Genomic DNA, 15,220 nt, shown 5'->3' with positions numbered 1-15,220 from the left:
CTCGACTTCCAATTTTTCTCTATAATATGCCGCCTATAAAGTAGTGGCGAATCGCTAGTACAGAATAAAACTTACGACAAAACGTGGAGTAAAAGATGCCTTCTCAAAGCCCAGTGATTACGGTTGATGGACCAAGTGGTGCAGGTAAAGGTACCCTGTGTATGTTGCTAGCAGATAAGCTAGGCTTTCATCTTCTAGACTCAGGCGCGATCTATCGCGTATTGGCTTTAGCGGCAATTCACCATGGTGTGGATACTGAATCAGAAGATGCTTTAGTACCGCTTGCGACACACTTAGACGTGCAGTTTATTGCTGAAGGCGACTTAGTTAAGGTTATCCTAGAAGGTGAAGATGTGTCTGGTGAACTTCGCAAAGAAGAAACCGGCATGGCAGCTTCAAAAGTAGCAGCTTTACCTCGCGTTCGTGAAGCATTGCTTCGTCGTCAACGCGCATTCAGCGCGGCACCTGGTTTGGTTGCTGATGGCCGTGACATGGGAACGGTTGTGTTCCCTGAAGCTGAAGCGAAAATATTTTTAGATGCAAGTGCTGAAGAGCGTGCGAGTCGCCGCCTTAAACAGTTGCAACAGAAGGGGTTAGATGTTAAATTTGACGACCTTTTGAGCGAGATCCAAGAGCGAGACGACCGAGATCGTAATCGCCCAGTGGCGCCACTTCGCCCTGCAGAGGATGCTCTAGTGCTTGATTCCACCTCAATGAATATTGAGCAGGTAGTAGAAAAAGCACTACACTATATTGAATCGAAACTGGCTGGGTAATTTCGCCGAGCTAGTACGAACGTTGGTCGCAAGGATGATGACCGGCGAATTTATCAACCCCATGCGGTAGGATACCCATGGACGTTTAATTATTGAAGATTAAATAATGACTGAATCTTTTGCTCAACTCTTTGAAGAGTTTCTATCTGAAACTGAATTCCAACAAGGCAGCATCGTTAAAGGTACTGTAGTAGCTATCGAGAACGGTTTCGTTCTTGTAGATGCTGGTCTTAAGTCTGAATCTGCTATCCCTGCTGAACAATTCAAGAACGCTGCTGGCGAACTTGAAGTTGAAGTTGGTGCTGAAGTAGACGTAGCTCTAGACGCTGTTGAAGATGGTTTCGGTGAGACTCAACTTTCTCGTGAGAAAGCTAAGCGTCATGAAGCTTGGATCGTACTTGAGAAAGCTTGTGAAGAAGCTGAAACTGTTGTTGGTATCATCAACGGTAAAGTTAAAGGCGGTTTCACTGTTGAACTTAACGGTATCCGTGCTTTCCTTCCTGGTTCTCTAGTAGACGTACGTCCTATCCGTGACACTGCTCACCTAGAAAACAAAGAGCTAGAGTTCAAAGTAATCAAGCTAGACCAGAAGCGTAACAACGTTGTTGTTTCTCGTCGTGCTGTTATCGAATCTGAAAACAGTGTTGAGCGTGACGAACTTCTTGAAACTCTACAAGAAGGTACTGAAGTTAAAGGTATCGTTAAGAACCTTACTGACTACGGTGCATTCGTTGATCTTGGCGGTGTTGACGGTCTTCTACATATCACAGATATGGCTTGGAAGCGTGTTAAGCACCCATCAGAGATCGTTAACGTTGGTGACGAAATCCTAGTTAAAGTTCTTAAGTTCGATCGTGAGCGCACTCGTGTTTCACTAGGTCTTAAGCAACTTGGCGAAGATCCATGGGTAGCAATCGCTAAGCGTTACCCAGAAGGTCACAAACTTTCTGGTCGTGTTACAAACCTAACTGACTACGGCTGCTTCGTTGAAATCGAAGAAGGCGTTGAAGGTCTAGTACACGTTTCTGAAATGGATTGGACTAACAAGAACATCCACCCTTCTAAAGTTGTTAATGTTGGCGACGAAGTTGAGGTTATGGTTCTTGATATCGACGAAGAACGTCGTCGTATCTCTCTAGGTCTGAAACAGTGTAAAGCTAACCCATGGCAGTCATTTGCAGAAATGCAAGCTAAGGGCGACAAAGTTACTGGTAAGATCAAGTCTATCACTGACTTTGGTATCTTCATCGGTCTAGAAGGCGGTATCGACGGTCTTGTACACCTATCTGACATTTCTTGGAACGCTGCCGGCGAAGAAGCTGTACGTGAATACAAGAAAGGCGACGAAATCTCTGCTGTTGTTCTAGCAGTAGATGCAGAGCGTGAGCGTATTTCTCTTGGCGTTAAGCAAATGGAAAACGACCCGTTCAACGCATACGTTGCTGACAACAAGAAAGGTGTTCTTGTAAACGGTACTGTAACTGCAGTTGACGCGAAAGGCGCTACTATCGAGCTAATCGAAGGCGTTGAGGGTTACCTACGCGCTTCTGAAGTTTCTCGTGACCGTATCGAAGATGCATCTCTAATCCTAAGCGTTGGCGACAGCGTTGAAGCGAAGTTCACTGGTGTAGACCGTAAGAACCGCGTAATCAACCTATCTATCAAAGCTAAAGATGAAGCTGATGAGCAAGAAGCAATGGCTTCACTGAACAAGTCTGATGAAGGCGCGTTCGGTAACGCAATGGCAGACGCATTCAAAGCTGCTAAAGGCGAATAATAGCTTCTCATTAAGAGAATTATAGCTATATAGCCAAGAAAGGAGCCGCAAGGCTCCTTTTTTTTTGCTTATTTTTCCGATAGGTCTATAATTTCTAAAAAGAAAACCAACGAGGGTAACTATGACTAAGTCTGAATTGATTGAAAGACTGTGCGCTGAGCAAACGCACCTTTCTGCAAAAGAAATTGAAGACGCTGTAAAAGACATTTTAGAGCACATGGCTTCAACACTAGAAAGTGGTGATCGAATCGAAATTCGCGGTTTTGGCAGTTTTTCTCTGCATTTCCGTGAACCTCGTGTTGGACGTAATCCTAAAACTGGTGACAAGGTTGAGTTGGAAGGCAAATACGTTCCTCACTTTAAACCAGGTAAAGAGCTACGCGAACGAGTAAACTCAGGACTGTAGACTACTTATCGGAATTAAGAAAAGCGGCATACTATAATGTATGCCGCTTTTTTATGACCATAATATGGTGGTCTGATTAGTAATTTTCCTGCATAATCGTACAGCTAACTAACCAATGAGTGATGAACTATGAAAATTATAAAAATAGTCGCCGTTATCGCACTTTTCCTAATTGCACTGGCTTTAGGCTCTCAAAACCAAACAAGTGTGAATTTCAACTATCTGCTAGCGCAAGGTGATTTCCACCTATCAAGCTTGTTAGGTGTTGTCTTTGTTTCAGGTTTTGGTCTTGCTTGGTTAGTCTTCGGCAATATGCACATGCGATCTCAACTGCGAATTCATCGTTTGAAGAAACAACTCAATAAGCAATCAAAGCAGGTAGCTGCTGATACCAAAGCTTAAAGGTCTTATTTGATGTTAGAGTTACTGTTCTTGCTCTTACCTATTGCCGCCGCTTACGGTTGGTATATGGGTAATCGTAATGCTCAGCAAGAAAAACAGAAACAATCACACCAGATTTCCCGTCAATACGTGACGGGTTTGAACCTATTACTGTCAGATCAGTCTGACAAAGCGGTTGATCACTTCATTGAACTCCTTCAAGTCGACAATGAAACCATCGATACTCACTTAGCTTTGGGCAACTTGTTCCGCTCTAGAGGTGAAGTCGACCGTGCTATTCGTATCCACCAAAATCTTATCTCCCGTTCGGGGCTTACTCTCGATCAGAAAAACCTCGCACTACAACAATTAGCTAAAGATTATATGGTCTCTGGCTTTCTTGATCGCGCCGAAAAAATCTTTGAACAGCTTGTAGAAGAACCCGATCACAAAGAGGGTGCTCTACAGCAGTTGGTTGCTATTTATCAGCAAACTCGAGAGTGGAACAAGGCTATTCATTACGGAAATATCCTAGTTAAGCTCGGTAAGAAGAAAATGAAGATGCGCGTGACCGTTGCACATTTCTGGTGTGAACTTGCGATGCAAGAGCAAGCCGATGGTAATCGCTCTAAAGCGCTTCAGCATTTCAAAAAGGCACTTTCTGAAGACCCTAAATGTGTTCGTGCTAGTATTGCTCTAGGCAAGTTCCACTTAGCGAACGAAGACTACCAAAAGACAATCGATTGTTTGGAGTCGGTACTCGAGCAAGATATCGACTTTATTAGTGAGGTGTTGCCAACCCTTGCTGAGTGTTACCACAAGCTTGGGCAAGAAGCTCAATTGGTCGAGTTCCTTAAAGCTTGTATTCAGAATAAAGCTGGTGTATCCGCTGAACTGATGCTCGCTCAATTGGTTGCTCACCATGAAGATGTTGGTTCTGCTCAAGAGCTACTAACAAAGCAGCTAGTCAAAAATCCAACCATGAAGGGTTTTTATCGATTAATCGATTATCACCTAGCGGAAGCAGAAGAAGGTCGTGCGAAAGACAGCTTAACCACACTTCAATCTATGGTTGGTGAACAACTTAAGGTTAAGCCTCATTATCGTTGTCGTCAGTGTGGTTTCTCAACACACTCAATGTATTGGCACTGCCCTTCATGTAAGGGGTGGGGAACGATCAAGCCTATTCGTGGGCTTGATGGTGAATAGATTTGTGGTCATTTTAAGACCAAATTATTAATTGCAGCTTTCGGGCTGCATTTTTATGACTGTTATTTATGGCCTGATTGGTATAAATATTTTGTAGAAAGTTAACTGCGTTAGGAGATGAAATGAACGACCAAAAAATCATTGTAGCATTGGATTATGATAACCAAGCGGATGCGTTAGCCTTTGTTGATCGTATTGACCCAGCATCTTGCCGTCTAAAAGTGGGCAAAGAGATGTTTACCTTGTTTGGTCCTGAATTTGTTCGTGAATTGCATAAACGTGGTTTCTCAGTATTTTTGGATCTTAAATTCCACGACATCCCGAACACATGTTCAAAAGCTGTGCGAGCTGCCGCGGAATTAGGCGTTTGGATGGTGAACGTACATGCAAGTGGCGGTGAGCGCATGATGACGGCGTCTCGCGAAATTTTGGAACCGTATGGTAAAGATCGTCCGTTGCTAATTGGCGTGACAGTACTGACTAGTATGGAGCAATCTGACTTGGCGGGTATTGGTTTGGATCTTGAGCCACAGCAGCAGGTGATGCGCTTGGCATCTCTGACTAAAAACTCAGGCTTAGACGGCGTTGTATGTTCGGCACAAGAGGCGTCTTTACTGAAAGGTGCACTTGGCCAAGAATTCAAGCTAGTAACTCCTGGTATTCGTCCTGTAGGTGCTGATGTTGGTGACCAGAAGAGAATCATGACGCCTTCTAAAGCGATTGAGTCAGGTTCTGACTACCTTGTTATCGGTCGCCCTATCACTCAAGCGATAGACCCTGCCGCTGTACTTGCAGAGATCAACGGTACGCTAGCTTAGGTTTGCATCAGAAAGCTATTCAAATAAGAAGGCCAGCAAATTGCTGGCCTTCTTATTTGTGTTCGAGGCCTTTTCATTTGTGTATGAGGCATTGAATTGGTCTGGACTTGAGTTATCTTGCCTAGTCTAAACCGGAGCGCCACTATGGAATTTAAAATCGCTGTCTTCTGAAGTGATAAGTTCCGCTTCTACTTGCGAGAAATGAGCAATACGCTCTGAGATATCTTTCCCTGCGATCTGCTCTGCTAACTCAAGGTAATCTTGGTAATGACGAGCCTCTGAGCGAAGCAGAGACACGTAAAACTTCTCCATATCTTCTTCCAAGAATGGAGCTAATTTAGCGAAACGTTCACAAGAGCGAGCTTCGATAAACGCACCGATGATGAGCTTATCAACTAGAGCGTCGGGTTCGTAAGTTTTGACTTGCTTGATTAAACCCTTAGCGTAGCGACCCGCTTCAATCGGTTGGTAAGTGACGCCTTTCTTTACCATCAATTCCATGACTTGGTAGAAATGATGCAGCTCTTCTTTGATCAGCAATACCATTTTATCGATCAGGTCAGCGCCGTAATTACAGCCTTCTTTCGCTGTAATTTGCTTTGATACGTTGCTTTTACCACGCAGAGACTCTAAGTCTCCGATACGACGGTAAGCAAATTGCTCGTAGGGCAAAATCCACTCATTCAGTTGCTTTGCGCTTTCTTTATCAACTGCGTACTTGCGGATAAGGAACAAAGCACTCTGTGCCGCCTTAAGCTCACAAAGCATGTGATCGCGTAGAATGATGTGAAGGTTTTCAGGCTTTTTGGCTTCATCGATCCATGAATCTGGCGTTTCAGCTTTAAGAAAAGAGTGGATTGGAGCTAATAATTCTTGATACATGGTCAGGGCAAGTTTGTTGATAATGCGGGATTTTATCACAGCTCAAGAGATCTCCCTATACAGAGAAAGGAAATTCAACAGGTACAAAAAAGGCCGCTAATTTAATGTAAATAAGCGGCCTTTAAGTATTGCGTTAGACAGTTACCATTTCTTCTTCTGACCGAAGAGGGCGTCCATGTCTTCGTCACGCTCTTTAGATTCGATCTGTTGTAAATCTTGCGCGTTTTTATCTTGGCGCTTCTGATCAAGATCGTTAAGCATCTGCTGAAGCTTTTCTTTCGCTTGAGTAGAGTATGAATCGTTCTTAGTTGCTAATGCGTCGATACCTTTACGCAGTAACTGAATTGCTGTGCCTGGCTGTCCGCGAGAAATCGAGTCGTTTGCACGCTTGATAACATTTTCGATGTTGATGCGAATTTGAATCGTCTCTAAACGAGCGTTTTCAACCACATAAGCTTGAGTCTCGAAGCGGCCTTTATTGTGCTCGTTACGGACCGTATCACGTAGGCGCTTAACTAGCTTCAGCATCATGATCGCTTGTTTGTCACTGCTTGGAACGCGGAAGGTAGTACTTTCACCACCTTGGTAGTTCTCTTTAAGCTGAGTGATTTGTTGTTTTACGCTTTCAATGCGTTGGGCAAGCTGCTTGTTTTTGGGGTCGAGCTGATACATGTTTTCTAACGCATCAAGAATTCGATTGTTTAAGCATATAAGAAGATCTTGGCTAAACGGCATGTGATGAGCATTGCCAATCAACTCTTCTGTTCCGTCAATAATGGTTAGATAACGAGAAGCTTCCTGTTTCTTCGCTGTTTCTACCTTAACTTTGTATTGAAGCATGATGTTGTAGCCTAAAACCAACACCAAAAGAACGGCGACTAAGGCGATTATTAAACCAATATTCATATATTTGTGTCTGCTTGTTGTTTTCTATAGCTAACTTGAGAGGATACACGATTCCATTGTGTATCGGCACTCGTAAATTGCAATTTCTGATTATCTCTTGTTGAGCACAATCGGCAATCAAAACTTACCAACTAATGTATGAGAATGAGGTGTAGGTTGCAAAGCGTTAGTGATGTTTTTGTTTGTTAAGCTAGAAAAACTCATTATTTCTGTCATTTTGGTTCTCGAAGCGTTATAACTATTAATTATATTACACGAGACTATAAAGCTCTATTTGCAAATAAGTTAGCGCAGAAATGAGTAAAGGATTACGAGGTTAGATATGAAGTTACAGCAACTGAAGTACATTGTTGAGGTTCTAAACCATAACCTAAATGTTTCAGCGACAGCAGAGAGTTTGTATACATCTCAGCCCGGCATTAGTAAGCAAGTTAGGTTACTTGAAGACGAGCTAGGCATTCAGATTTTTGAACGTAGCGGTAAGCATTTAACTCAGGTTACACAAGCTGGTGAGGATATTATTCGTATCTCTCAAGAGATTTTGGCACGTGTAGAGAGTATTAAAGCAGTAGCGGGTGAGCACACTCACCCTGAGATGGGCACATTGAATATTTCAACCACTCATACTCAAGCTCGTTATGCGCTCCCTGATGTGATTAAAGGTTTCACGGCACGTTATCCAAAAGTGTCGCTTCACATGCACCAAGGTACACCAAGCCAGATGTCAGAAGCGGTCGCTAAAGGGACTGCGAACTTTGCGATTGCAACGGAAGCGCTGCACCTTTATCAAGATGCAATTATGCTACCTTGTTATCACTGGAACCGTTCAATCGTTGTAACTAAAGATCATCCTCTCGCGCAAAAACGAACTATCTCGATTGAAGATCTTGCTGCTTATTCTCTCGTGACTTATGTATTTGGTTTTACTGGCCGTTCTGAGCTTGATACTGCATTCAACAAAGTAGGATTAACACCTCGTGTTGTGTTTACCGCGACGGATGCAGACGTAATTAAAACTTATGTTCGTATGGGGATCGGAGTTGGTGTAATCGCGAGTATGGCGATTGACCACGAGCATGATACAGATTTGGTTGCTATTGATGCGAGCCACCTATTTGGTGCTAGCACCACAAGCATTGGCTTTAGAAAAGGCACTTTCCTGCGTTCTTACATGTTTGATTTTATGGAGCGTTTTGCACCACACTTAACTCGTCCTGTGGTTGAACAAGCTATTTCTTTGAAATCGAATGAAGAAATCGAAGAGATGTTTAAAGATATCGACCTACCTGTTCGCTAAGGGTCATAGTCTTACCTAGATTCCTAATTCGGCCTGTTTACAGGCCGTTTTTATTTAAGCTCATTTGTGGTTTGCTTGCTGGTAGGTTGTCTTTATACAACCTCAATTTGTATCCTTCCTTTCCATTTCGGCCTCTTACCCCTACAATCCTCGCACCATAGGGGGAAGCATGCATTCACGATTTACAATACTCGACTCATTCTTGTTAGAGCACCAAGTCTATTGGCGTTCGGAGCCTTTTCACCTATGCCAAACTCACCATCAACCATGGAAAGATGTGAATCGCCCACTTGTCGATTGGTTAGAAAGTTTGAGTATTGAGCGCATTCAAACGTTAAAAGAGCAGCCTCAGCTTTTGGTCGAGGAACTGACTCGCTTCCTCCCTCGATTAGATGCTGCTAACCAAAATATCCAGTTTGATAATACGGCTTTGGTTGGATTAGACCTCCCTCGTGGTGCTGCTGGTGGTATTCCCGGCAGAAAGCTGCAACAAATCGTGGCGATGGGAGAGGCTGCACTTGAACACCATCACGGTAAAGAGTGGCTTGAATGGTGCTCTGGCAAAGGCTTTCTCGGTCGAATCTTATCTCAGCAGTCAGATCAAAAGGTCACTAGCTTTGAGTGGCAACAGTCACTGTGTGAAAGCGGGCAAAAGATTGCAGATGCTCAACATCTAGATATGAACTTTGTTCAAGGTGACGCGTTTTCAAAAGATGCAGATCGGGTGTTTAACTCAAATCAACATGCTGTTGCTCTTCATGCTTGTGGCGACCTTCATGTTGAACTAGTGAAGAAATCTGTTTCACATGGGCTTCCTGCAGTGACCATTTCTCCTTGCTGCTACCATCTTATTCGTGGTGAAAACTACCAAGCCATGTCTTCCGTCGCGAAAAGCTCTGCATTAGCCCTAAGTAAAAGTGATTTAAGAATCCCGCTTCAAGAAACCGTCACTGGTGGTGAAAGAGTAAAGAGACATCGCCAACTAGAGATGAGTTATCGTTTGGGCTTCAGCAAACTGCTCAAAGCTGAACGTCATATCGACGAATACATTCCGGTACCAAGCATTAAAAAATCAGAGCTGTCTAAGGGCTTTGAATCATTCTGTCGCTGGGCATCTGAAGTGAAAAAAATTTCGCTGGGTTCAGACGTCTATTTTGATTTCTACTTAGCCCAAGGCGAGGCGCTTTTTTGGGAAATGGAGAAGTTGAGCTTAGTACAACAAGTCTTTAGACGCCCATTGGAGATATGGTTGGCTTTAGATCGTGCCATCTATCTGCAAGAACAAGGCTATGAAGCTTCGATTGAAGAGTTCTGTGAACGCAGTATTACGCCAAGAAACCTATTGATTCATGGGGCTAAAGTCGAGCGTTATCAGTAAACAGAATTGTTGCGTGTTTTACGATCTAAACTCATAAAAGCAAAGTCATAAATGAAAAATGAAGCTATAAATACAAGACAAAGCTATAAATGTAAAAAAGCCAGCGCGACATAATGTCGTACTGGCTTTTTGTTTAATGCGTATGAGTTAACTGAACGCTTCAACGAGAAGGTTATTGCGTTCAGTTAGCCATTACATTATTAGTTAAACATCGCGATTGCTTCTGCAGGCGCTACGTATTCTAGGTCAAAGCTTTCAGCAACTTCTTTACAAGTTACTTTACCGTGAATAACGTTAAGACCTTCTAGGAAGCCTTCATCAGATAGAAGTGCTTCGCGGTAGCCTTTGTTCGCTAGCTTAACAATGTAAGGAAGTGTTGCGTTGTTTAGCGCGTAAGTAGAAGTACGAGCAACGGCACCTGGCATGTTAGCAACACAGTAGTGAACTACGTCATCAACAATGTAAGTTGGATCTGCGTGAGTGGTTGCGTGTGAAGTTTCGAAACAACCACCTTGGTCGATTGCAACGTCAACAACAGCTGAACCTGGCTTCATCTTAGCGATGTGATCTTTTGTAACCAATTTAGGCGCTGCTGCACCTGGGATCAGTACTGCACCAATCACTAGGTCTGCTTCTAGAACATGCTTCTCGATAGCGTCTTCAGTAGAGTAAACCACTTTTGCGCGACCTTGGAATTCTTCATCAAGACGACGAAGCGTATCTACGTTGCGATCAAGAATGGTTACGTCTGCGCGAAGGCCAACAGCCATACGTGCTGCGTTAGCACCCACAACACCGCCGCCAACAACAACAACTTTCGCTGGTTCAACACCAGGAACGCCGCCAAGAAGAAGGCCACAACCACCGTTAGATTTTTCTAGTGTTTGTGCACCTGCTTGAATAGACATGCGACCAGCGACTTCAGACATTGGTGCTAATAGTGGCAAGCGACCCATATTATCTGTTACAGTCTCATAGGCTACGCAGACAGCTTTGCTCTTGATTAGCTCTTCCGTTTGTGGAAAATCTGGTGCAAGGTGTAAATAGGTAAATAATATTTGCCCTTCACGAAGCATAGCTCGCTCGACAGCTTGAGGTTCTTTAACCTTTACAATCATCTCTGCTTTCGCGAAAACGTCAGCAGCAGTAGGAAGAATGGATGCGCCTACAGCGATGTAATCATCGTCTGAAAAACCGATACCAGTACCGGCATTGGTTTCAACAAAAACTTGGTGGCTATGTGAGATTAGTTCTCTCACGCTAGCTGGGGTCATACCAACGCGGTATTCGTGGTTCTTGATTTCCTTCGGTACGCCAATGATCATCCTGACTCCTCATTATATTATGGTTGTTTTATCTATGTGTAGGGTAATTCTGTCGAATTAATATCTAGTATAGATAGGTTCAGATAGAATTTGATACCGAATATTAAAAAGTTGTAGTATATTTTTTTGCAAGGAAGTAATAAGGTGGAATAAAAAATGGCAGACAATTATAAGAAGCCGTCCAAGGAACTAGATCGTATTGACCGCAACATTCTTAATGAGTTGCAAAAAGACGGTCGTATCTCAAACGTTGAACTCTCAAAACGAGTAGGACTTTCTCCCACTCCATGTCTTGAGCGTGTTCGTCGTTTAGAACGTCAAGGTTACATTACTGGGTACACAGCGTTGCTGAACCCACAGTATCTTGATGCTTCACTTTTAGTGTTTGTTGAAATTACGTTGAACCGTGGTGCTCCAGATGTGTTCGAACAATTCAACACCGCTGTGCAGAAACTGGATGACATCCAAGAGTGTCATTTAGTGTCGGGTGATTTTGACTATCTTCTAAAAACACGTGTATCGGATATGGGTGCTTACCGTAAGCTACTGGGTGATACGTTACTTCGTCTACCGGGCGTAAACGACACTCGAACTTACGTAGTAATGGAAGAAGTGAAACAAACCAATCAACTTGTGATTAAAACTCGTTAGTCACAATTGGTGAAATGAAAGAAAGCGGACATTTGTTCCGCTTTCTTGCTTTCTGGAATTGGGTTTTTCTGTTTGATATGGTTAAATCAACAGTAGTTTCATTGAAACGGGCGGCTTTGGTCGCTCGAGATGTTTTATTCCGTTTAATTATTAAGTTGGTTTATGTTCAAGCAGAGCAGTAATAAAGTAGAAACAATCATTAAAACGAGTGAAGAGCCTCAGTCTCCTCGTTTGAATGGTTCTCAACGTCTAAAAGAGTGCAGCCTGATTATGGGTGTTCTCTTCTCTATTCTACTTGCCGTTGCGTTATTAACTTTTAGTCCTGCAGACCCATCATGGTCGCAAACGGCGTGGGGTGGTGACATTCAAAATGCGGGTGGCTACCTAGGTGCATGGTTGGCGGATACGCTTTTCTTTGTGTTTGGTTCTTTGGCTTACCCTTTACCTATCTTGGTAACGGTTGCTGCGTGGGTATTATTCCGTAAACGTAATGAAGACGAGCAGATCGATTTCATGCTGTGGGGCACTCGCTTACTTGGCCTTACTGTCCTTATTCTTACTAGTTGCGGTCTAGCCGATATCAACTTTGACGACATTTGGTACTTTTCGTCAGGTGGCGTCGTGGGGGATGTACTAACAAGCCTTGCGCTTCCCACGTTAAATGTTCTCGGTAGTACGCTGGTTCTTCTTTTCTTATGGGGAGCTGGCTTGACGCTATTAACCGGAATTTCTTGGTTAAGTATTGTGGAATGGCTAGGCGAATGTGCCATTAAATTTTTTACATCTGCTGTTAATAAGGCTCGTGGCCAAGATCAAGAGCTACTTGAGCCTGAATTGAAAGAATCGACAGACAGAGATTCTCTAACAGAACGTCATCAAAATCCGACTTTCCGTGATGTCCCTGCGTTAGAAGACAATCTTATCGAAGGTAAGGCTATAGAAGGGTATAAAGAAGCAGAACAAGATCAGATCGACCCAGCGATGAGCTTCTCTGCGACCAACGACTCTTCAGACACTAGCGTCAATGCGTTGGACAACAGTGCAACGTCGAAGCGTCATTACAATATCCATATGCCAGTAGAGGCTCCAGCTAAGCCAGAGGTTTCTACTTATGAAGCACCGCAAGTTCAACCTGAAATTCAACCAGAGCAACCTATCTCTGTCGCTCCTGTTTACCACGCGCCAGAAGAACCTTTAGAAGAAGGTATTGAGCGCTCGAAGCAGTTGAATGCGACGATAGAGCAGCTAGAAAATGCCGCTATGTATGAAGATGATCTTGCTGAGCAAGATCAGACTGATGCTCACGAATCTCAGGCTGCGTACCAACAATACATGCAGAACGACCAACCAGAAGTTGTCCCTACTGATATTGGCCTTGAAAGTGCTGAGTCAGCAGTCGATAGCACTTTAGAAGTTGATCGCACTCCAGAAGTTGAGAGCGAATTCGATACGGAAGATGTTCAACCTGAATCGTTATACGCTTCGCCAATGGGCGAACCAGAAGAACCAAGCGAACACGATTTCTCAGTACAAGCATCACCGTTTGATGTGGCTGAAGAACAAAGTTATGAGCAGCCTTCAGAGTTCGAGCCTGTATCGACTGAAGAAGATAATGCAGAGCAATCTGAGTCTTTAGTTAACCAACAAAATAATTCAGAATTTGAGCAATCAAACGAACAAACTCAAGAGCCAACGGTTGATCTTCCTTGGGAACAGGTAACAGAAGAAGAGCCTCTTCACCAAGACCAAGATGTTGCAGCCTTCCAAAGCCTTGTCTCTGAGGCACAAGCGAACATGGCGGCGACACAAAACCCGTTCCTGGTACAGCAAGATGTTAACTTACCGAAACCGGCCGAACCATTGCCAACGCTTGAGTTGTTGTTCCACCCTGAAAAACGCGAAACCTTTATTGACCGCGATGCACTAGAGGCGATCGCTCGTCTTGTTGAATCGAAGCTAGCGGACTACAAGATCAAAGCTGATGTGGTTGATATTTTCCCAGGTCCTGTCATCACTCGATTTGAACTCGATCTGGCTCCGGGCGTCAAAGTAAGCCGTATTTCTGGCCTTTCTATGGACTTAGCTCGTTCGCTTTCTGCATTGGCAGTACGTGTCGTCGAGGTAATACCGGGTAAACCTTATGTTGGTTTAGAATTGCCGAACATGAGCCGTCAAACCGTATTCTTCTCCGATGTGGTGGGCAGCCCTCAGTTCCAAGAAGCGAAGTCACCAACGACCGTTGTTCTAGGGCAAGATATTGCTGGTGAAGCGGTTATTGCTGACCTATCGAAGATGCCACATGTTCTGGTTGCAGGTACAACCGGTTCTGGTAAGTCTGTCGGTGTAAACGTGATGATATTGAGTATGCTTTACAAGGCATCACCAGAAGATGTTCGCTTCATCATGATCGACCCGAAAATGTTGGAATTATCTATCTATGAAGGTATTCCACATCTGTTGTCTGAAGTTGTGACTGACATGAAAGATGCATCTAACGCCCTTCGTTGGTGTGTAGGTGAAATGGAACGTCGTTACAAACTGATGTCGGCTCTAGGTGTTCGTAACATCAAAGGCTACAACGACAAATTGAAGATGGCCGCGGAAGCGGGTCACCCAATCCATGACCCACTATGGAAGCCGGGCGACAGCATGGACCCTGAAGCACCATTGTTGGAAAAACTGCCTTATATTGTGGTTGTCGTCGATGAATTCGCTGATTTAATTATGGTAGTCGGTAAGAAAGTGGAAGAACTGATTGCACGTTTGGCGCAGAAAGCGCGTGCGGCTGGTGTTCACTTGATCTTAGCCACTCAACGTCCTTCGGTGGATGTTATTACTGGTCTTATTAAAGCAAACATCCCAACACGTGTTGCCTTTACGGTATCAACCAAAACAGATTCAAGAACTATTCTTGACCAAGGTGGTGCAGAATCATTATTGGGTATGGGTGATATGTTGTACTTACCACCGGGTTCAAGCCACACAACTCGTGTACACGGTGCGTTTGCATCTGATGATGATGTACACGCGGTAGTGAACAACTGGAAAGCACGCGGTAAGCCAAACTATATTGAAGAGATTACGAACGGCGACCAAACCCCAGAAACACTATTGCCGGGTGAGAAGATGGAAGGAGATGAAGAAGTCGATCCTCTGTTTGATCAAGTGGTAGAACACGTTGTCCATTCACGTCGTGGTTCAGTTTCTGGCGTGCAACGTCGATTCAAGATTGGCTACAACCGCGCGGCACGAATTGTTGAGCAGCTTGAAGCTCAAGGCATTGTGAGTACTCCGGGCCATAACGGTAACCGTGAAGTCTTAGCGCCAGCGCCACCAAAAGATTAGTTCCATTCGGAACTCATAACTATTAAGTCGGTCAAATCGAAAATATGACCGACTTATGTTCTAACAGGA

General features: G+C 43.9%; 13 protein-coding genes. 10 read left to right on the top strand and 3 right to left on the bottom strand.

The window, feature by feature from the left end; genetic code table 11:
* Window positions 1–95: 95 nt before the first annotated feature.
* The 6 genes from cmk (at window position 96) to pyrF (ending at window position 5,367) form a co-directional block, all read left to right on the top strand.
* On the top strand, window positions 96–776 hold the full coding sequence (cmk, locus tag L3V33_RS14630; RefSeq protein WP_017060237.1) for a (d)CMP kinase: 681 nt from the start codon (window positions 96–98) through the stop codon (window positions 774–776).
* Window positions 777–882: 106 nt separating this feature from the next.
* A complete protein-coding gene (gene rpsA / locus L3V33_RS14625; protein ID WP_017057038.1) occupies window positions 883–2,553 on the top strand; it encodes a 30S ribosomal protein S1 in 1,671 nt (556 codons plus the stop codon).
* Between the two features lie 121 nt (window positions 2,554–2,674).
* Window positions 2,675–2,959: an integration host factor subunit beta gene (gene ihfB, locus L3V33_RS14620; RefSeq protein ID WP_017073307.1), complete on the top strand. Its 285-nt coding sequence runs from the start codon at window positions 2,675–2,677 to the stop codon at window positions 2,957–2,959.
* A 129-nt stretch (window positions 2,960–3,088) separates the two neighbouring features.
* Complete coding sequence (locus L3V33_RS14615; protein WP_004734544.1) at window positions 3,089–3,361, top strand: lipopolysaccharide assembly protein LapA domain-containing protein; 273 nt, start codon at window positions 3,089–3,091, stop codon at window positions 3,359–3,361.
* Between the two features lie 12 nt (window positions 3,362–3,373).
* Window positions 3,374–4,549: a lipopolysaccharide assembly protein LapB gene (gene lapB / locus L3V33_RS14610; RefSeq protein WP_237290705.1), complete on the top strand. Its 1,176-nt coding sequence runs from the start codon at window positions 3,374–3,376 to the stop codon at window positions 4,547–4,549.
* A gap of 122 nt (window positions 4,550–4,671) precedes the next feature.
* Window positions 4,672–5,367, top strand: a complete 696-nt coding sequence (gene pyrF, locus L3V33_RS14605) for an orotidine-5'-phosphate decarboxylase (RefSeq protein WP_017078954.1) — start codon at window positions 4,672–4,674, stop codon at window positions 5,365–5,367.
* Between the two features lie 126 nt (window positions 5,368–5,493).
* Here pyrF and miaE read toward each other — a convergent pair whose 3' ends face one another.
* A complete protein-coding gene (gene miaE, locus L3V33_RS14600) occupies window positions 5,494–6,288 on the bottom strand; it encodes a tRNA isopentenyl-2-thiomethyl-A-37 hydroxylase MiaE (RefSeq protein WP_346730226.1) in 795 nt (264 codons plus the stop codon).
* 102 nt (window positions 6,289–6,390) lie between these two features.
* Window positions 6,391–7,155: a hypothetical protein gene (locus L3V33_RS14595; protein ID WP_004734562.1), complete on the bottom strand. Its 765-nt coding sequence runs from the start codon at window positions 7,153–7,155 to the stop codon at window positions 6,391–6,393.
* Between the two features lie 322 nt (window positions 7,156–7,477).
* Between L3V33_RS14595 and cysB the strand changes: the two genes are divergently transcribed.
* Together cysB and L3V33_RS14585 are read left to right on the top strand one after the other, a co-directional pair.
* On the top strand, window positions 7,478–8,452 hold the full coding sequence (gene cysB / locus L3V33_RS14590; RefSeq protein ID WP_237290704.1) for an HTH-type transcriptional regulator CysB: 975 nt from the start codon (window positions 7,478–7,480) through the stop codon (window positions 8,450–8,452).
* A gap of 169 nt (window positions 8,453–8,621) precedes the next feature.
* On the top strand, window positions 8,622–9,830 hold the full coding sequence (locus L3V33_RS14585; RefSeq protein ID WP_237290703.1) for a methyltransferase: 1,209 nt from the start codon (window positions 8,622–8,624) through the stop codon (window positions 9,828–9,830).
* Window positions 9,831–10,030: 200 nt separating this feature from the next.
* On the opposite strand, the gene ald is transcribed toward L3V33_RS14585, so the two are convergent.
* Entirely contained in the window at window positions 10,031–11,155 is a 1,125-nt protein-coding gene (gene ald, locus L3V33_RS14580) for an alanine dehydrogenase (protein ID WP_017107652.1), read from the bottom strand.
* A gap of 156 nt (window positions 11,156–11,311) precedes the next feature.
* On the opposite strand from ald, the gene lrp reads away from it, so the two are divergent.
* Both lrp and L3V33_RS14570 read left to right on the top strand, forming a co-directional pair.
* Window positions 11,312–11,806, top strand: coding sequence for a leucine-responsive transcriptional regulator Lrp (gene lrp, locus L3V33_RS14575; protein WP_004734558.1), 495 nt, complete (start codon window positions 11,312–11,314; stop codon window positions 11,804–11,806).
* Between the two features lie 162 nt (window positions 11,807–11,968).
* On the top strand, window positions 11,969–15,151 hold the full coding sequence (locus L3V33_RS14570) for a DNA translocase FtsK 4TM domain-containing protein (protein ID WP_237290702.1): 3,183 nt from the start codon (window positions 11,969–11,971) through the stop codon (window positions 15,149–15,151).
* Window positions 15,152–15,220 lie beyond the last annotated feature (69 nt).

This window comes from Vibrio sp. A2-1 (genome assembly GCF_021728355.1).
Taxonomy (GTDB): domain Bacteria; phylum Pseudomonadota; class Gammaproteobacteria; order Enterobacterales; family Vibrionaceae; genus Vibrio; species Vibrio splendidus_K.
Note: the sequence above shows the minus strand (reverse complement) of the source record. Positions and strands in the feature narration are given on the sequence as shown.